The following is an 18190-nucleotide window of genomic DNA, read 5'->3' as shown; positions in this document are numbered from 1 at the left end:
CACGTTTTTCGCGGACCTTAAAACGACTTAAAGCCTGTGGGTCTTTCAGCCAATGTCCTGGCTGCACATCAGGGAGACCGCGAAATGTTAAAGAGACTAATCTGGCCAAGCGAAGCCTTACCCAATCAAGACCAATCGGTGCAACAGATCCCGGCATTGCCAGAGTACGTCGCAATTGTGGTTATGCAGCAAGTCGATGCAGCCATAGCTGCCCGCGTATCCGAGGAAATGGCAGCCGGTGCGGCACAGTCACTTTGCAAAGCGCTGCTTGAATCAGCGCCTCAGCTGGCTTGTGCTGATCAAGCTCAACGCATTTGCGAAGATCACGGTGTCGTTTTCACCAGCGCCGTAAGCCGCACATTCAGCGTTGCGGAAGGCATTTATTTCTACGGTGAAGACTTTCTTATTGAGCACTACAGTGCGATGGGGCACTGGATCGAAAGCAGGCTCGGTGAGTTGGACAGCGTTTGCCTGGGCTTCGTCGAGGCAATAGCCTCGAAGCCATTTGCAGTATGTGTGTGCTACGGATGACTTATGCCAACTAATTACCCGGTGTAGCTTTTGGCTTTGGCATGGTTTCAGCATTATTGACCATGTTGAATACTTACCCGGGGCATGACCCGAGTCCGAGGGGGCATCACCCTGCCTGCGGCAACTAATCATAAACAATGGAAGATAAACGTATGGAATCCCTGCCCACGGCAAATGTCATCTCACAGGCATTGTTTCAGGCCGATCCAATGCGCACCTGTTGCGTTGAAAATGAGTGCTATGACGAGTATGACCGGGTCGCAGCAAGCGCCGAGATATATCTCGAAGAGGGCTATACGTTGGCCCAGGCGCTGCACAAGGCCCTGCGCGACTCTTTTGGCATAGAGCTAACGACTGGCCGAAATTTATCGCCTGCATTAGCGTTGATCGACCATGCCGCCGTTCACCAGCCTACTCAGGATGAGGTTCAGTATCACAACGAGATCGATGGCCGTTGGTACAAAGAGTACCTCCTGACCTTCTCGGAATCTGGCCCAATCAAGGTCCGCGTCAAGTTTGAAAAAAGCTTCGGCAGTATCGTGTCTCGACGGATGCACGCGCATGAGATCAACCAGCTGATTGATCCCGATACGGGTGATTTTCTTACAGCAATGACCTTTGACGATCACCTGCTCGAAATGACCCGAATTGATCTGTCGTTGGCAAGGAAGACGCTGACAATTTACGCGCGAAGCCCCAAGAAAGTTGATCCAGTCTGACTCGTCTTCGAACAGGTTGAACTGATGTCATGCATCACGCCCAACCCATATCAAGTTCTTCTCCGACAAAATCGGCTCTCCGCTCCAGCGGTAGGCGCAGAGTTTGGCCTGTTTAATGTTATTGCTCGCGATGCTGTAATCCAGGCAGGCAATCTGATCTGTCATTAAGGTGGGCGTCCCGCTCATCCAATAGTGCCCGATGAAAAGCGGTTTACAGCCATCGTAGCCAGCCTGCAGGTGCGCCGGCACTGGCTCATGGGGAATCTGCTCAATTATGGATGGCGGCACAATCGCCAAATCTCGATAAGTCAGTTGCTCCCCCTGGTCCCACCAGCGTGTCCGGGTGCTAGTACGTGAGTGCCCATCCTTATCCTTAAAGTGCACGCCAATCGGCAGAGGAATTTCCATGCCTTTCAGCAGCGTTTCAACAGCCTCAAAGGCATTCGTCCCCTCGTCACAAACAGCCTGCCACGCCTCGGACCGTAACCGTGCGTTTTCATCTAAAAGTGGTTTCAGCGTTTCGATTTTTTGCGGGTGCCAGCAGGCATGAATCACACGCAGTCCATCAAGATCTAGGAATAACGGCAGCGATTTAAACCATTCGATGGTCTGTTGATGTTCACTAGAGCACTCGCCTATTTGGTTGAGAAATTCTTGGTGCTGAGCGCGATTCTTTTGGGAGTGAGTGCGCAAGAATTCGTCCGCTTGAGTCGGGTGCGCAGTGGCCCAGGCAACCGCGTTGAACTCATGATTTCCCATCACCGCCAGCGCGTATCCTGCTTCGACCATGCGTCGGGCAATTTGGACCGTTTCGACTTGCTCAGGGCCGCGATCAACGAAGTCCCCGAGGAAAATCACCTTGCGTTCATGATGCTGCCAGATGCCGTTGAGTTCTTGGTAACCCAGTGTCAGTAGAAGGCGCTTGAGTGCCGTGGCATAGCCATGAATGTCTCCGATGATGTCGTACATGCAATTCTTCCTTAGTAAGGATGGCGGTAGACGCACTCTAAGCAGCCATACGCAACGGGTGAAAACTAGGCGTCAGTGATAAAGCCACCCCTGCAGCTCATCCAAATTCACCACCACAATCTGCTGCGCTGTCGCCTTGGTATGCACCTTGGTCGTGTCGATTTGATAGCGCTGCAGCACGTACTGCACAAGTGCGCCACGCGTCTCGATCACCAGCCGGCCATCCTGCATGCCGTAGTCGGTTTCGATAATGGCTTGTTGCTCGGGTTTCAGGCGTGAATCCGGTTCGATGATGACCTGAACCTGCGTGCTCCAGCCTGGATCTTGCTCGCGAGTATTCTCGGTCTCGTCGTCCATCAACTCAGGCACACCGCGAAAGCGGCTGAGCACGAAGTCGCGGTAATCCTTGTTCTTCTCGCAATACGCACGCACATGCCAGCGCATGCCGGTGTAGATCAACGTGTGTGGGGCGATCAGTCGGGTTTCGGCGTCCGGTGTGGTGAAGGATACATACTCGCATTCCAGGCGCAGCCCTTCGCGGCAGGCGCGTAGAAGAGGGCGCAACAGTTCCGGGCGTACAGTGCGGTCGGGCACCTGCAGCACCTCGGTATGTGCATAGGCCAATGCCAACCCTTCAACATGCGGGGCGCGGTCATGGTTTTGGTTGAGCAGGTGCAGATAGGCGCTGGCGCTGTCGTCGATAAACAGTGGCTTGAAGTGTTTGCTCGGCACATACCCCTTCAAATGCTTGTCATATTCAAGGTTCTTCGGCGCGTGCTCATTGATGTAGGTGTTGATGTCTTTTGATGCCTGCTGGCGACTGATGCCGAAGCTCTGCATCAGGTGATTCGTGGTCAGCCGGCCTTCCCACCAGGTCACGGTTTCGATCAGGCGGTACCGCAGAGCCAGGTCCCAGCGCACCGATTCGATTTCTTGCTTGCGTTTCATAGCCACTCCATCTGCGCGAAAACTTTACCTGTACGGGCAAACACTCTAGATACGTCTAGTTAAGCTACATACCTTGGTTGCTGTGAGCAAGCCAGCCTCGCTGGCATTTCAGGACAAGTAATCAAAGGAGTAGTAACCATGGCATTGATTCATTGCGCTGAATGCGACCGCATGGCCAGCGATCAGGCAGCTGCCTGTCCGCATTGCGGTGCGCCTATTGCTGAGCAGCTGTCATCACAGGCCAACGTTGCGCAAAGCCCGAACAGTCGAAGTGTTGGGTTCGGTTTGGGCCTCGGCATCTTCCTCGTGCCGCTGGTGTTCGTTTGGTTTCTTCTACGTAAGGGGCATAGCACGGCCAGTCGGGTGATTGGCTTCGCTTGGTTGGCGTTGTTCCTGTTTGGCGTGGCTGGGAGTGAGAAAGCCAGCACTCGATCAGCCGCAACGTCCAGTAGCGTGAGTCAGCCTGCAAAGTCGGTTGCGCCAACCGCGCCGCTACAAGAAATAAGCGCCCAGCAACTGGCGCAAGCTTACGATCGCAATACCGTAGCCGCTGATCAGCAGTTCAAAGGCAAACGCTTCAAAGTCAGCGGCGTGGTTGACTCAATCAATACCGATTTGTTTGGCAAACCTTATGTCACGCTGCGTGGCGGGGTGAATCAGTTCATGCAGCCGCAGTTCAAGCTAGGTAGTGAACACGCAAACTATGCTGCCAGCCTGCAGCAGGGCATGCGCATTATATTGGAATGCAGAGGGCGAGGTGACGTCGCAAAAACACCGATGTCGGATGAGTGTGTGCCCGCTAACTGACGCGGTTGCTAAAAAACACAGAGTTTGGCTTTACCCATGCAACCCCAGTGGATAAGGTGACGGACGTCGCAAAATTGCTGGTAAACCAGGGATGGCCGCACACAGCCTTAAGATGTTGCGCTTGTCCTCTGGTTTTTAACCGCCCGTTCTAGCACCGAATTCTAATTTTTTGCTCAACCGTTCCAGTGGTTGCGGCCTTGTATGGCCAAGGCCCAGCTGCGGCAAGCAGCGCCTGAGCGTCGTTGATGTGCTGAGCGTAACAATCCAAAGGACAAGTACACATGGATCAGAAAGGATTGGCTCTTCGTAAATTCGCAGTGGCATTTGGCTTTATGTTGCTGGCAGTCGCCATGTCATGGCTGGGCGCTTTGGACCGCACTTCCAGTAAGTATGTGGATGACGCGCTGGTTCAGGCTTTTTCTGCTTACACGGTAGCCCGCGGCGTAAACGCTGTCGTGTCTGTGCTGCAGAGCGTGTCGGTGGGCGGCAGCCTAGGCGCGAGTTTTGCGGTCTCTCCGGGCGAAGTACTGGACCCGATCAATGATTTGGTCGAGCGCTACGCAGCTGTAATGGAGTTTTCCATCGCCTCTCTGCTCACGCAGAAAGTCCTCATCGGCATAACGTCGAGCCAAGTGTTCAACGTACTGCTTAGCCTTAGCGTGGCGGCATTTATGCTGAGCGTGCTGGCTAATGTGAGGCCGCTGACTGGCGTACTTTTCCGCACCGTTTTAAGCCTGATCTTCTTGCGCTTTGCCATCGTACTGGCCGTTCTTGCGAACAGCTGGGTGGACGCTGCTTTTTTGCGTGATGGCATTGACCAGAGCGTTGCTGAAATGAACGGCGTATCAGAAAGCGTCGCCACCCGCATTGCTGAGCCTGCCCTGGTGCAAGAACCTGCAGAAAAGGAGCAAGGCCTGCTGGATTCATTCACCAGTGGCGTAAGTGGTTTGGCTGCGAAAGCTCAAGGTTTGATGACGCAGATGGATGCCAGCGCCGCCAAGGATGCATTGGAAGCAAGCGTCCCAGGAATGGTGGACTTGATGGCGGTGTTTATCCTGAAAACCTTACTGCTGCCGCTGTTGTTCCTGTACGGCCTCAAGCGCGCATTTTCAGTGTTGTGGGGCTGGCGCGGTGCTTCATTGAAGCCAGCAACTGCATAAGGAATCAGCAAGATGCAGTGGCCGCAAATTGAGCACGCCTGGATCTACATCGTTATCGCATTGGTCTTGCTCTATGCCTTGGGTATATGGCTCGGTGCCAAGGGCAAGGTGGTGGTTTATCGCAACTACTACGACGTTATCCTCGTCGCAGGACTCTACATCTTGCCCGTGCTGATGACGCCCGCGTTTATCCTGCTGGGCGGCGGCAAAGAGGCTGTGAACGAGCTCACCGCAGGCCTGTTTATCGTGCTGCTGGTGCTGGAGGGCTTGCTGCTGCTGTTTATCCTGGTACGCAGCGTGCGGGATAACTTAAACCCGCTCAAAGCCTTGCTTGCCCTCTATGTGAAAATCCCTACGGCGCTGTTTTTCTCCTTCAACCTGTTGGAGTCCTTCACCGCCAAAACGGGCCGCGCCAGGCGTAAATCGATTTTCTGGACGTTGTTTATGATCCCGGTGATCCATGCCCTAGTGCACGATAAAACCACCGGCAAATTACCTGGCCGGTTCGGCCGCTGAATTTTGGATTGAAAGCGGACGCAGCTCACCTATTCGAGGTGATGCGCCGCAAACAGAGTATTGATCGCCGCACTGCTGCGGCGACCTGAGGAGTGTTGTATGAGTGGTTTGGCCCAACTTGGCGAAGCCCTGCTGGCTGCAGTGCCGGTAGATGGCAGCAGCATTGGCAATCAAACATTGTTTGAGCGGCTAAAAGCGCAGCTGCCGGAGATCAGTGAAGAGCAGCTCTGGGCCGCCCGCGACGCGCTGATCGAGCAGGGCGTGTTGGTCAAAGGCCGTGGCCGCGGTGGTTCGGTATTGCGCGCGCAAGCATCCGGCAGCAGCCTGGCGGATCAGGTGTTGAATAAGGCCCGTGAGCGTATGGCCCCGGTGAACACCGAAGAAGTCTCTGCCGGTTATGTGGTGCAAGCCGCCGCAGCGGTGAAAAAGGCCAAAGCGCCCAAGCAGCAGGCCACAAGCATTGAGGCCATGGAGAAAACCCTCTGGGCCACCGCCGACAAGCTGCGCGCCAATATGGACGCCGCCGAGTACAAGCACATCGTGCTTGGGCTGATCTTCCTCAAGTACATCTCCGACAGCTTTGCCGGCCGCCGTGCCGAACTGGAGCACAAGCTGCTGGATGAGAGCGACGACTACTATCTGGGCGCTCACGCCCTTGACGGCAGTGACCCAGAAGCACTCAACGCCGAACTGGAAGACCGCGACTACTACCGCGAGGTCAACGTGTTCTGGGTGCCGGAAGTGGCGCGCTGGGAGGCGATCCGCGCCGCCGCCAAACAGGTGGATATCGGCAAGCGCATCGACGATGCCCTGGCCGCCATCGAGGCGGAAAACCCACGGCTGAAAAACATCCTCGACAAGCGCTACGCCCGCGCCCAATTGCCGGATGGCAAGCTCGGCGAGCTGGTGGATCTAATTTCCACCATTGGCTTTGGTGACGACATCGGAAAAGCCCGCGATCTGCTCGGCCAGGTTTATGAATACTTCCTCGGCCAGTTCGCCAGTGCCGAGGGCAAGCGGGGCGGGCAGTTCTATACGCCGGCCAGCATCGTTAAAAGCCTGGTGGCGGTGCTTAACCCGCACCACGGTAAGGTGTACGACCCCTGCTGCGGTTCGGGTGGCATGTTTGTGCAGTCGGAGAAATTCATCGAGGCCCACGGCGGCAAGCTGGGCGATGTATCCATTTACGGTCAGGAGGCTAACCCCACCACCTGGCGTCTGGCGGCAATGAACCTGGCCATTCGTGGCATCGACTTCAATCTGGGCAAAGAGCCGGCCGACACCTTTGTGCGCAACCAGCATTCAGATCTGCGTGCCGACTTTGTCCTGGCCAACCCCCCGTTCAATATCAGCGACTGGTGGCACGGCAGCCTGGAAGGCGACCCGCGCTGGGTCTACGGTACACCGCCGCAGGGCAACGCCAACTACGCCTGGCTGCAACATATGCTCTACCACCTCAAGCCCAATGGCCGCGCCGGCATTGTGCTGGCCAACGGCTCCATGAGCTCCAGCCAGAACAGCGAAGGCGATATCCGCAAAGCTATGGTCGAGGCGGACGTGGTGGAAGTGATGGTCGCGCTGCCTGGCCAGCTGTTCTTTAACACGCAGATTCCCGCCTGCCTGTGGTTCCTCACCAAACAGAAAACCGCGCGCCCCGGCGAAGTGCTGTTTATCGACGCACGCAAACTCGGCACCAGCGTCAGCCGCGTGCAGATCGAACTGACCGATGCTGATATCGAACGCATCGCCCAGACCGTCGCCAACTGGCGCGGCGAGCCGTTGGATGTGGGTGGTGAGATTGCTGAGTACCAGGACATCGCCGGCTTCTGCCGCAGCGTCAAGCTGGCGGAAATCGCCGAGCACGGCCATGTGCTGACGCCGGGCCGCTATGTCGGTGCCGAAGAGGTGGCGGATGACGACGAAGCCTTTGCCGAAAAGATGCAGCGGCTAACTCATCAGCTCGGCGAGCAGATGGAGAAGGGCGCAGAACTCGATCAGTTGATCCGGCAGAAGCTGGGGGGGCTGGGGTATGAGTTCTAAAGTGAATCGTGCAGTGAAATTTAAGGAGCTATTAGCCGAGCCAGTCAGAAACGGAATCTATAAGCAAAAAGAGTTTCACGGACGAGGCTGCAAAATCATCAACATGGGTGAGCTCTTTTCTTTCCCGCGTCTGCATGATGTTCCTATGAAGCGAGTCGAGTTGACTGAAAAGGAGCAGTCAAAATCGCTCGTTCAAAAAGGTGATTTGCTTTTTGCTCGGCGCTCCCTTGTAGCAGAAGGAGCCGGTAGATGCTCGATTGTGAGTGAAGTAAACGAACCTACTACGTTCGAAAGCTCAATTATTCGCGCAAGGCCGAATCCAGAATTGGTCTCCAGTGACTATCTCTACTACTTTTTTTCGTCGCGGCTTGGTCGAGAGTTGATGGCAACAATCCTCCGCCAGATGGCCGTTTCTGGAATAACTGGTTCTGATCTCATGGAGCTGGAGATTGAATGCCCTGAGCTAGAACAGCAGAAATCGATCGCGGCATTACTGTCATCCATGGACGACCGCATCACCCTGCTACGCGAAACCAACGCCACCCTGGAAGCCATCGCCCAGGCGCTGTTCAAATCCTGGTTCGTCGATTTCGACCCCGTGCGCGCCAAGGCCGAAGGCCGCCAGCCGGAAGGCATAGCCGCCCCCACCGCCGCCCTGTTTCCCGACAGCTTCGAAGAGTCCGAACTGGGCTTAGTGCCGAAGGGGTGGAGGGTTGGGAGCTTGGGAGACATTGCGAGCATTAAGGGCGGAAAACAGCTTGAAAAGGAGTTTTTCAAAGATCGCGGTGTTAACCCAATTTTTGGCGGCGCTGGCGTAATGGGTCACACGGATCTGAAAAATGCTGAAGGATTTGTCATTACGGTGGGGCGCGTTGGTGCGTACTGCGGTCAGTTCTTTTGGCACATTGGAGAGGCGTGGGTAAACAATAATGCCTCCCATATTCAGCCTATACTTAGTCCGGACGCTGTCTGGACTTACCAGTGGCTCCGAGCCACTAACATTGACCATATAAAGAAAGGCGCTGCACAGCCATTTGTTTCAAACGGTGATCTTGCTGAACTGAAGTTGGCTTTGCCAGTGGGTGAGTTGGCCGAGCGCTTTGTCGAAGTGATAGCCCCCGTTTATGAGCAGATGGCTTCTTTGCAGGTACAAGCCCAAACCCTCACCCAGCTCCGCGACACCCTCTTACCCCGCCTAATCTCCGGCCAACTGCGCCTGCCCGAAGCAGAGCAATGCGTTGAGGAAGCGCTGGTATGAGCACCCCGGCCACCATTATCGATCTGCTCGATGCCGTGCGTATTCGCGCGGCTTCACTGGCCGAAGCCAAGCAGCGCTACGCCGCTGAGTTGGCGCCGGACTTTAACCTGGTCGATCACCTGCGCAATAACGAGGTGGCGCTGTCGCGCTACCTCGGCCTGTTGCTGGATACCAAAGGTGTACACGGTCAGGGCGAACTGTTTTTACGTGGCCTGCTGCAGCGCCTGGGGCAACCCGGTTTTGAGCCACTGGATCTGCTGCGCGTTGAGCTGGAGCAGCGCACCCACAGCGGCCGCTTCCTCGACATTTACCTTGAGTTTCGCGGTGGTGTGATCGGCATCGAGAACAAGCCCTGGGCCGCCGACCAGGACAAGCAGCTGGAAGACTATGCACGCTTTCTGCAGATGTCGGCCCGAGGTGGGCAGTGGTTGCTGGTGTATGCCTGCAACTGGGACCCTTCCGAAGCCAGTTTGAGCGAGGATCAGCGCAAGGCGCTGGAGCAAACCGGCAACTTCTTGCGCCTGGATTTTTTACAGATTGCCGAATGGCTGGATGACAGCGCCTGCCACACCCGCGCCCCTAAAGTGCGGCTGTTTGTAGAAGCCCTCAGCGCCTACGTGCGCCAGCAGGTTAATGGAGAAAGTGACGTGACCGAGGCCGAGCAAATCAAGGCGGTGATCCTGCAAAAGCCGGAGCACCTGGAGGCGGCGCTAAAGGTGGCGCAGTCCATCGAGCAGGTGAAAGCTCAGATACTAGCCGAGTTCAAGCGCAGCCTGGAAAACGCCCTTGCAGCGCATGACCTGGGTTTGGAATGGGAAGGCGAGTTGGCCGTTGGGCGTGCCTGTGCCGGCTTTGGCGTAAAGCTGCACCCGGCGCATCAACTGCATCTGCGCTTTGAATTCGGCGCTGCACGGTTAAACGCCCTGGAGTGGGGCATTTGCCGTAATAACGACAAAATCGAGCTGAACAAACCCGACGCCGAGATTATCGCTGCTGCCATGGATAGCGCCTTTGGTCCTGCTAATCACGGCTGGCCCGCTTGGCCCTGGTACCCCGGCACCGGCGCTCGCGACAGCGTATTGCATGACAACGAACGCAACTGGGCGACGGCTGCTGAGCCATGGCTGCGTATGCAGGATGACAGCGAGCAGGGCTTGGTGCAGCGCATCGTTCAGCTCGCTCTTAAAACCCAGCAAGCGCTGGCCGGCGTGCATGACTCGATGTGTCTGCGTGACCGTTGAAACACAGTTGATTAGTTAGGTTTATGAAAGGCTAGGGCTATGGATTCGAAGTGGTTGGACCTTTGGAATAAGGCAACGCCGGAGCAGTTGATCGCTCCTGTTTTTGTAATCAGCCTGGTGACGCTGCTATGCCTCTGGTATTTGCTGCGTTACTTCTATCGCTCATTTGCATTGAGCCGGACCCTAAAAGCCCTTGCACGTGAGGTGCAGGCCATTAAGGAGTTGCAGCCGGCAAAGCGCCGCATTGAGTTGGAGCAGTTGTTTCGTGAGCATCCGCTGGGGCACGCCTGGCAAGAGTATGCCGAGACACTGCATGACCAGTTTGAGGTGCGTGATGGCGAGCAGCGTTTGTTGTGCTCGCGCGCAACAGCCGGTGCGGGGCACTTCTTTACCGCGCAAACCGTGGTGGAAACGCCGCTGGGTACCGAGTTTTACAAGCACTTGCCGGGTATTCTGACGGGGCTGGGGATTGTTGGCACCTTCTTCGGCTTGATGTTGGGCTTGCAGCACTTCGATCCGAGTACGCCGGAGCAGGTGAGTACCAGCGTCGATCAACTGCTCAAAGACGTACTGTTTGCCTTCCTCGGTTCCTTCTACTCGATCTTCGCGTCCATTGGCGTGACGCTAACTGAAAAGTGGCGCTTGGGCCGCTGCTACAAACACCTGGAAACCCTGACTGAAAGTATCGACGGTCTGTTCGACAGCGGCGTGGGTGAGGAGTACCTGGCGGAGCTGGTTAAGTCGAGCAACGAAAGCTCGATTCAAACTCGCCAACTTAAGGACAGCTTGGTTACTGACCTGCGCGAGATGCTGCAGAACCTGGTGGACACCCAGGTGCGTGAGAGCCTCAAGTTAGCTGACACTCTTTCAGCCAGTTACCGCGACTCTGGCCAGGTGCTGGCGGAGCAGATCGGTGGCGCGATTGAGAACAGCCTTAAATCGCCACTGGAGGCCATTGCCGGTGCGGTGCAATCCGCCAGCGGTGATCAGAGTAACCAGGTGCAAGGTTTACTTACTGATGTGCTGACAGCCTTTATGAGCAAGCTGGAGAGTACCTTCGGCCAGCAGTTCAATGGATTGCACGAGATGCTGGGGCAGTCTGTGACGGCTATGCAGGCCATGCAGCAGGGCTTTAATCAGCTGGTAGGTGATATGCGCTCAGCCGGCGAGGACTCGTCGCAGAACAGTGCCAAGATGATCGCGCAGCTGCTGGCGGATATGCAGGCCGGGCAGAACAGCATGCAGGCTGGCATGAATGAAATGCTGGCCAATCTGCAAACATCCATCGCGCGCATTGGTAGCGAAGGCGAGGGCGCAGGTGAGCGTATGGCCCAGCAGTTGGAGAAGCTCTTTGCTGACAGCGAAGCGCGCCAACAGGCCATGGCGGAAAACCTGCAGGCGTTTGTTGAATCCATGAAGCAGAGCATGGGCCAGGGCCAGCAGGAAACCATGGCCAAGATCGCCGGTTCGGTTGATGTATTGGGCGAGCAGCTGAGTGGTTTGTTCAAGCAACTGGAGCACAACCGTACGCAGATGGATCAGGCCAGTAAGGTGGCGCAGGTTGAGTTGCATCGCGGTACTCGTGAGATGGTTGGCGGCCTGGAAGGGCAGGTGAAAGTGTTGCTCGATGCTGTGGCTGATCAACAGGGCGCGATGCAAGACAGCCTCAAACTGATGGGTGCACAAACCGAACAGCATTTGCAAAGCATGCAGCAAGGTGCCGAGAAGATGCGCCTGGCTGCCGAGCGCTTTGATACGGCAGGGCAAAGCGTTAGCAAAGCCGGTGAAGCGACGGCGGGTGTGCTGGGTGCGCTGCAAGGCACCAGTGGGGACCTGTTGGGGGCTTCACGTGAGTTGACCAGCGTGGTGGCGGACTACCGCAATAACCGTGAGGCGTTAAACCAGACGCTCACGGTTATACAAGGCGTAGTCGCCAGCACGCAGGGTGAAGCCGCAGGCCGTAGCCAATATCTGCAGGATTTGAAGCAGCAAGGCGAGCGGCTGCAGGCGCTTAACCGTGAAGTGAATGACTACTTGGAGCAGATCAGCGCTGTGCTGGGTAAGGGCTTCAACGAATTCAGCGAAGGCGTGGACCGCAGCCTGAGGCAGACACTGGGTAGCCTGGATGCCGAGCTGCACAAAGCAATGACCAGCCTGGCTGGCGGTGTGGAGGGTGTGAAGGAAAGCCTGGAAGACTTCAGTGACATCATGGAACGCGTTCAGCGCCGCTAAGGGGGTAGAGCATGTTCGGCAAATCAGCCGCCCCCGCTCGGGCGCGTGACGAAGGTGAAAAGCCTTTTTGGATTTCATTTGCCGATTTGATGACGGCGATGATGATCCTATTTTTGGTAGTGATGGTCGCGTCATTGAGTTCGGTGACGCAGCGTATTCAGCAGGCTGAACAAGGGGAGAAAGAACGCGGCAAGGATATAGCCAAGCTGTGTCAGGCACTCAAGTTAAAGGCCGACAACCTTAACAGCACTATCGTGGTGGATTGTCGGGATAACCGCATCAGCTTCGGTGAGGCAGGGCGCTTCGGTCAGAACCAATACTTCCTTAACACCCAAGGACAGAAGGCTCTGCAGGATGTTGTGCCGTTAATTCTGGATGCGGCAGACAGTGAGGAAGGGCGCAAGTGGTTGAAGCAGGTGGTGATCGAGGGCTTTACCGATACGGACGGCTCTTACCTCTACAACCTGCACCTTTCATTGCAGCGCTCCGAGTGGGTGATGTGCAGCCTGCTGGATAGTCGTAGCCCGGTTCAGCGTGGGCTATCAGCCGAACGCCAGCAGCAGATCCGCAGCATGTTCTTGGCCGGCGGTGTGTCATTTAACAATGCCAAAGAGAGCAAAGAGGAAAGCCGTCGGGTCGAGCTGCGCATGCAGTTCTTTGGGCTCAAGGACAAAGAGCTTGAAAGCCAACAGCCAGCACTTGAGTTTGCCTACGCGGCAACCGAGAAGTGCCAGTTGGAGATGCGCTAGATGAGCCAAGCGCTTTCGTCTTTGTCAGCCGCTATAGCCTCAGGTTTGCAGCGCCAGAGTGAGCGCAGTGGTGGCGATGCAGGGCTCAATGGTTTGGTCGCGCTAAAGCGCGTCACCACTGAGCTTGCTCGACGTTTCGATCAAGCCGAAAAGGCGTTGGTCCCGCCCAGGGAGAAGCGCTTACAGGCCTTGAGCAAACTTAGGCGTGAACAGGCGCTGACCTCATCGGAATGGCGTTTGGTGTTTGCCGGGCTCTCTGATGACGATGAAGTCAGTGTGCCGGTGCTGGAAGACGATCAGCTGTTTCAGCGAGTTCATTTGGAAGTCAGCGGGCGCATTGAACAGCGCTCGTTGAGCCGCCGCGACTGGCTGGCTCTGTGCTTCAGCTATTTCGCTTATGACGAGCAACAACCTGACGACAACGCCAACTGGCGTGTGCTGCGTGAGGATATTGATCGCGGTTTCGATGCGGTTAAGCAGCGTATTGGCCGCGAGAAAGAGTGGATGCGTATTGTGGCTGAGCACCGTGAGTTGTTCGGTGCGCAGGCCGGTAGCCAGCTGGCTGAGGCGATTTTCGAGGGCAGGGCGCACGACCTCTCCGCCTTGCAGGTCATTGCCCAGGTGCCGGATAGCAGTTGGTTGTGGAAACGAATATTTGTCGTTTTGTTGTCGCGCATTTTTCTACTGGATGACGAAACCTTCTTAAAGCGTCTTCCGGAGCTGGTTGGGCTTGGGCAACTCAACACGCGTTATCTCAATGATGTGCTGAGTGCCTGCCTGACTCGCTATCACCAATCACGTTATCGGGAGCAGTCCTCTACCTTGCTCAAGCAGGCTGCATTGGAGCATTGGGGCAGCCCGCAAATGCGCTCTAAGCAGAACACGTGGTTGCAGTATGTCGAGCAGCCGGTGTGCGCGATGGTGGTGGCGTGGTTCGCCAAGGAAGACTTAGAACACTTCTTCACCCTGCTTAAGGGCGAAGCAGAGGTTGATCAGTCGCGCCTCTTCTACTGGCTGCGTTTTGCCAATCAAATGAGCTACACGCGAATCGTGATGGGTAGCGATGCTTGGCATGATCGGGCTAGTGATTTTGTGGCCTTCCGCGAGAAGAACAAAGGGCGGTTGAGCCAGCTTACGGGCGGACCAAGCCATAACAATGCGGTGGTGATGCAGATTGGCAATTACCTCTTTGTTGAGTTCTCGGGCACGGGGAACGCTTGTTATGTGTACCGGGCAGATAGCGCTCCGTTTAATCCTGATGAGATGTCTCTGGCGCATTCAGTATTGAGGCAAAGAGGGCTTGAACTGAAGCGTATGCGACACGCACCTGCACCGAGGCGTGCGAATGTGGTTGAGGGGTGGCTAGAGACGTTTGACAACGAACTGCGTGAGTTGGGCATTGTTGTGCAGCGTCCCACCTCGTTCACTACGCCTCGTACTAGCGGTGATAGAGCTGCAGCGCCTAGTGCTTCAGCTGCCTCGGCATCTACACCTGGCCATAAACCTGCCGCTGCAACCACTGCAGCAGGTAACTCTCTGGATGAGCAGGTTAAGTCCGCTTTAGGTAGTGCTGCTTATCGAACCTTTGATCACCGCTCGGCGAGTGGGGTTTACCAGGTTTTACTCGGAAAGGACGATGCTGTAGCCAAAACAGCGCTGATGCGTCTTGGTTTCAAGGCTGTGAAAAATAATCCACTCATGTTCTGGAGGCTTTGATGCTGGGCAGGTTCTTTTCAGGGAAGGATGGTGCAAAAACCGTCAAGGGACGCATGCCTGGCGCTTATCAGATCGAGGAGCAAGGGCTTTGCTATCCGTTGAGTCTGGGCAGTGACGATGCAAGCTGGCCTTTAGCGGCTTACTTAGACCAGCTGTATGACGAGGACTATGCCAGCCAGCTAAGTGATCGTTGGTTATTGCCTTGGGAGTCGATTTATCAGCTGCTGGATGACCCTGAGCATGCGACCAGTCTTCCTTTACTGGGCTTGCCCGCGCTATCCACGCTCCAGCCTCAATTGGCCAGTACTGGTGGTTTGTCGGACGTGGATTTCAAGGTCTTTATCCAGTCTTGGCGGCACCCACAAACCGGTGGCTCAGTTTCGTTTGAGCGCACGGGTGCAGTGGTGAGTTATGCCAACACCACAGAGTTGCTACCGCGAACTATTTGGGAGTTGTTGCAGGCAATACGGAGCCTACATCTCGCCCAGCAGCAGACCCCAGGTGAAGTCACTAACCAACTGGGTTGGGCCGCTATCCGCAAGCTGGCTAAACGCGGCGGTGCCGGACTGGATGGTTTTCTCGACAAAACCGTTGTGGTCAAACCAGAAAACCTAAAGCTGAAACCCCGAAAAACTGTGGTGGCGGGCACCCCTGTTATTGAGTTGGATGTGTCGTTTGACGGGCAGCCGGACAACTGGTTGGCGAGCTTCGATGGTTACAAGCAAGTTCAAGATAAGTACCGAGTACCAGGTGCAGATGGCACGGTAACCCATGTACTCATTGAGCCCGATGTGAAGGCAGTGCTGGAGTCTGTTCGTGGATTACCCGGTCGGCGAGTGGCAGGTGATGAGGCGCTGTCATTTGTGCGCAACCCCTACGGCGTGATTGGAGACGCTGCTGAGCGCGTGGTCGATGCGGGTGAATATGAGCAGCAGTTAGCAGATGCGGGCATCTATTTTCATCGCTTCCGTTTAGTGCCTTCCTTGGGTGAGGACGGCAAGCATATTCAGTCGATTGGTTTGTTCCTGGAACCCATATCGGCAAGCCCTCTGCCTGAAATTGAGCTCCGCTTCGAATTAGCCTATGAGTTCGAGCTATTCATTCATGAGCTGCAAGTGAAGTTGGCAGCCGGGATGCCGGCGGGTTTTTGGCAAGGCTTTGAGTTAGAGCTGAGTGACCTTGATCTGGTGCAGTTGGCCGGGCTGAATGAGCTTTTGCGCGATTGGCAACGACAAGAGGCAGGTCAAACTTTTGATGCGGTTTTGGATCTGGCCTCTTATGGCGACCGCGTTATTGGTATCGGAGAGGCAGAGCACATTACCTCTCCGTTTCTGGTCAAGGAGGCGACTGAAAATTGGTTGCCTACCGAGGTTAAAAACCTAGGTATCGATGGTGAGCTACTGAGTAAGTGGGATGTCACTAATCGCGAGCATTTTGACCAATTTGAGCAGCGCCTGGATGAGGCGCGAGCTGCGGGCGATGAAGCTGTTTGTCTGCCCGGCTCTGAGATATCGATGCCACTTAAAGCCGCTGAGCAGCTGTTTGATACCTGGGCGAAGAAACTCAACCCTGTAGAGGCTTTGGCGACGATTGGTGCAACCAAGGCGGCACGTGCTGTGCTGCAGATTCAGAGCAATATCGAAGAAGCAAGCTATGCCGAGTGTCGTAAGGCTGAGTTGATAGCCGGGCATGAGGCAAATGCAGAATTACCTGAGTTACTTCGTCCGGACGTTCAGCTACGTGAGCATCAGATGCAGGGTGTGGCATGGATGCAACATCTATTTGGGCTGTCGCCAACCCATGTAGCGGGTTGCTTACTTGCTGACGATATGGGGCTCGGCAAGACCATTCAGTTACTGACTTTTTTGGTTTGGTATCTGGAGAAAAACCCTGACGATAAGCCCACGTTGATCGTGGCCCCGGTATCCCTTCTGGATAACTGGGAGCGTGAGCTGGAACGCTTCTTCTATGCAGATGCTTTGCCTGTTCTGAAGCTATATGGCTCAGCATTGAGCTCGGTGAAATTCAAAAAAGAAGAAATTCCGGATGACCTCAAAGCTAGGGGGATCAAGAACCTTCTGCGTCCTGGCTGGATTGGTAATGCGCGTATTGTCCTGACTACCTACGAAACCCTGCGTGACCAAGAGTTCTCCTTGGCCAGGCAGCAGTGGGCAATCGTTGTCTGTGATGAAGCGCAGAAGATCAAGAATCCGGCTGCGCTGATTACCCAGGCCGCGAAGGCTATTCCTGCTCGTTTTCGTGTTGCCTGTACTGGCACTCCAGTCGAGAACACGTTGATCGACCTATGGTGTCTATTTGATTTTATCCAGCCAGGATTCCTGGGCGGGTTGAATCAGTTTGGTCGTGACTATCAACGACCCATTGAGGCAGGTTTAGAGCGCGATACCGTAGCTTTAGAGCGGCTGCGTAAATTGATTGAGCCGCAAACGTTGAGGCGTGTTAAGCAGGATGTGGCGAAGGACCTGCCGGCCAAACTGATTGATGAGGGATGCCGGACTCTGTCGATGCATACCTTGCAGCGTGATCTGTACTTGTCTGAGGTAGCTGAGTACACCCAGAGACAGCAGCTGCAGGAGCAGTTAGAGCAGCGAGAAAGCGGCATGCTGGGCCTGCTACACAAGCTCAAGCTGGTCTGCGCACATCCCTACAGTGTGCAGCCCGATCAGCGCCTGCGTGATCACTCGCCCAAGCTGCAGTGGCTGCTGAAAACGCTTGAGGGAATCAAGCGTGCGGGCAACGGCGACAAGGTCATTGTGTTTAGTGAGCTACTTGACATCCAGCGTGAAGTGCAGCATGCCATCCACGAGCGTTTTGGCTTTAAGGCCACGGTTATCAATGGTGATACCAGCACTAGCAGCAAGAGTGCGCAAAGTCGGCAAAAGCTGATTGATCAGTTTCAGGAGCAACCGGGCTTCTCGGTGATCATCCTTTCCACTGTGGCAGTCGGCTTTGGTGTGAACGTGCAAGCGGCTAACCACGTGATCCATTTCACCCGTTGCTGGAACCCGGCCAAAGAAGACCAGGCGACAGACCGCGCCTACCGAATTGGCCAGGAAAAGGATGTGTATGTGTATTACCCAACGGTTACTGACTCGGGGATCCAAACGTTTGAAGCAACGCTGAACGAGTTGCTGGAAAAGCGTAGGGATTTGGCTCAGGACATGTTGCATGGTGCTGCTGATATCACTGCGGCTGAATTTGGAGATGCATTGAGGGTGCAGGGATGAATGAGACTTTCGATGGCCAGAGACTAGTTCGGTTGGCGTTGCGCTGCGTAATGAAT

At 55.5% G+C, this 18190-nt stretch carries 14 protein-coding genes; 12 read left to right on the top strand and 2 right to left on the bottom strand.

Annotated elements, in window-relative coordinates; translation table 11 throughout:
- The first annotated feature begins 84 nt into the window (after positions 1-84).
- A complete protein-coding gene (locus ACSQ17_RS05215; protein WP_436067867.1) occupies positions 85-531 on the top strand; it encodes a hypothetical protein in 447 nt (148 codons plus the stop codon).
- Positions 532-683: 152 nt separating this feature from the next.
- On the top strand, positions 684-1250 hold the full coding sequence (locus ACSQ17_RS05210; RefSeq protein ID WP_436067866.1) for a hypothetical protein: 567 nt from the start codon (positions 684-686) through the stop codon (positions 1248-1250).
- A 27-nt stretch (positions 1251-1277) separates the two neighbouring features.
- On the opposite strand, the gene ACSQ17_RS05205 is transcribed toward ACSQ17_RS05210, so the two are convergent.
- Both ACSQ17_RS05205 and ACSQ17_RS05200 read right to left on the bottom strand, forming a co-directional pair.
- Positions 1278-2219 (bottom strand): metallophosphoesterase, encoded by a 942-nt coding sequence (locus ACSQ17_RS05205; RefSeq protein WP_436067865.1) that lies wholly within the window; start codon positions 2217-2219, stop codon positions 1278-1280.
- 72 nt (positions 2220-2291) lie between these two features.
- Complete coding sequence (locus ACSQ17_RS05200) at positions 2292-3167, bottom strand: WYL domain-containing protein (RefSeq protein ID WP_436067864.1); 876 nt, start codon at positions 3165-3167, stop codon at positions 2292-2294.
- Between the two features lie 138 nt (positions 3168-3305).
- Here ACSQ17_RS05200 and ACSQ17_RS05195 point away from each other — a divergent pair, with 138 nt between their 5' ends.
- The 10 genes from ACSQ17_RS05195 (at position 3306) to zorD (ending at position 18134) form a co-directional block, all read left to right on the top strand.
- Positions 3306-3974: an OB-fold protein gene (locus ACSQ17_RS05195; protein ID WP_436067863.1), complete on the top strand. Its 669-nt coding sequence runs from the start codon at positions 3306-3308 to the stop codon at positions 3972-3974.
- Positions 3975-4255: 281 nt separating this feature from the next.
- Positions 4256-5134 (top strand): hypothetical protein, encoded by an 879-nt coding sequence (locus ACSQ17_RS05190; protein ID WP_436067862.1) that lies wholly within the window; start codon positions 4256-4258, stop codon positions 5132-5134.
- Between the two features lie 12 nt (positions 5135-5146).
- Positions 5147-5650 (top strand): hypothetical protein, encoded by a 504-nt coding sequence (locus ACSQ17_RS05185; RefSeq protein WP_436067861.1) that lies wholly within the window; start codon positions 5147-5149, stop codon positions 5648-5650.
- Positions 5651-5749: 99 nt separating this feature from the next.
- On the top strand, positions 5750-7690 hold the full coding sequence (locus ACSQ17_RS05180; RefSeq protein WP_436067860.1) for a type I restriction-modification system subunit M: 1941 nt from the start codon (positions 5750-5752) through the stop codon (positions 7688-7690).
- Positions 7680-8948 (top strand): restriction endonuclease subunit S, encoded by a 1269-nt coding sequence (locus ACSQ17_RS05175; protein ID WP_436067859.1) that lies wholly within the window; start codon positions 7680-7682, stop codon positions 8946-8948. Before ACSQ17_RS05180 ends, ACSQ17_RS05175 begins: the two co-directional genes overlap by 11 nt.
- Entirely contained in the window at positions 8945-10189 is a 1245-nt protein-coding gene (locus ACSQ17_RS05170; RefSeq protein WP_436067858.1) for a PD-(D/E)XK nuclease family protein, read from the top strand. The genes ACSQ17_RS05175 and ACSQ17_RS05170 overlap by 4 nt, the downstream gene beginning before the upstream one ends.
- 39 nt (positions 10190-10228) lie before the next feature.
- On the top strand, positions 10229-12421 hold the full coding sequence (zorA1, locus tag ACSQ17_RS05165; RefSeq protein WP_436067857.1) for a type I Zorya anti-phage system protein ZorA1: 2193 nt from the start codon (positions 10229-10231) through the stop codon (positions 12419-12421).
- A gap of 11 nt (positions 12422-12432) precedes the next feature.
- Positions 12433-13170 (top strand): type I Zorya anti-phage system protein ZorB1, encoded by a 738-nt coding sequence (zorB1, locus tag ACSQ17_RS05160; protein ID WP_436067856.1) that lies wholly within the window; start codon positions 12433-12435, stop codon positions 13168-13170.
- A complete protein-coding gene (gene zorC / locus ACSQ17_RS05155; RefSeq protein ID WP_436067855.1) occupies positions 13171-14886 on the top strand; it encodes a type I Zorya anti-phage system protein ZorC in 1716 nt (571 codons plus the stop codon). It abuts the gene before it with no gap.
- Complete coding sequence (gene zorD, locus ACSQ17_RS05150; RefSeq protein WP_436067854.1) at positions 14886-18134, top strand: type I Zorya anti-phage system protein ZorD; 3249 nt, start codon at positions 14886-14888, stop codon at positions 18132-18134. The genes zorC and zorD overlap by 1 nt, the downstream gene beginning before the upstream one ends.
- The last annotated feature ends 56 nt before the right edge of the window (positions 18135-18190 follow it).

The sequence above is a fragment of the Pseudomonas sp. LjRoot71 genome, assembly GCF_964253255.1.
Taxonomy (GTDB): Bacteria; Pseudomonadota; Gammaproteobacteria; order Pseudomonadales; family Pseudomonadaceae; genus Aquipseudomonas.
Note: the sequence above shows the minus strand (reverse complement) of the source record. Positions and strands in the feature narration are given on the sequence as shown.

Coding starts and splice junctions, on each gene's coding strand:
- ACSQ17_RS05215 (WP_436067867.1), top strand. CDS start 85: ATGTTAAAGAGACTAATCTGGCCAAGCGAAGCCTTACCCAATCAAGAC.
- ACSQ17_RS05210 (WP_436067866.1), top strand. CDS start 684: ATGGAATCCCTGCCCACGGCAAATGTCATCTCACAGGCATTGTTTCAG.
- ACSQ17_RS05205 (WP_436067865.1), bottom strand. CDS start 2,219: ATGTACGACATCATCGGAGACATTCATGGCTATGCCACGGCACTCAAG.
- ACSQ17_RS05200 (WP_436067864.1), bottom strand. CDS start 3,167: ATGAAACGCAAGCAAGAAATCGAATCGGTGCGCTGGGACCTGGCTCTG.
- ACSQ17_RS05195 (WP_436067863.1), top strand. CDS start 3,306: ATGGCATTGATTCATTGCGCTGAATGCGACCGCATGGCCAGCGATCAG.
- ACSQ17_RS05190 (WP_436067862.1), top strand. CDS start 4,256: ATGGATCAGAAAGGATTGGCTCTTCGTAAATTCGCAGTGGCATTTGGC.
- ACSQ17_RS05185 (WP_436067861.1), top strand. CDS start 5,147: ATGCAGTGGCCGCAAATTGAGCACGCCTGGATCTACATCGTTATCGCA.
- ACSQ17_RS05180 (WP_436067860.1), top strand. CDS start 5,750: ATGAGTGGTTTGGCCCAACTTGGCGAAGCCCTGCTGGCTGCAGTGCCG.
- ACSQ17_RS05175 (WP_436067859.1), top strand. CDS start 7,680: ATGAGTTCTAAAGTGAATCGTGCAGTGAAATTTAAGGAGCTATTAGCC.
- ACSQ17_RS05170 (WP_436067858.1), top strand. CDS start 8,945: ATGAGCACCCCGGCCACCATTATCGATCTGCTCGATGCCGTGCGTATT.
- zorA1 (WP_436067857.1), top strand. CDS start 10,229: ATGGATTCGAAGTGGTTGGACCTTTGGAATAAGGCAACGCCGGAGCAG.
- zorB1 (WP_436067856.1), top strand. CDS start 12,433: ATGTTCGGCAAATCAGCCGCCCCCGCTCGGGCGCGTGACGAAGGTGAA.
- zorC (WP_436067855.1), top strand. CDS start 13,171: ATGAGCCAAGCGCTTTCGTCTTTGTCAGCCGCTATAGCCTCAGGTTTG.
- zorD (WP_436067854.1), top strand. CDS start 14,886: ATGCTGGGCAGGTTCTTTTCAGGGAAGGATGGTGCAAAAACCGTCAAG.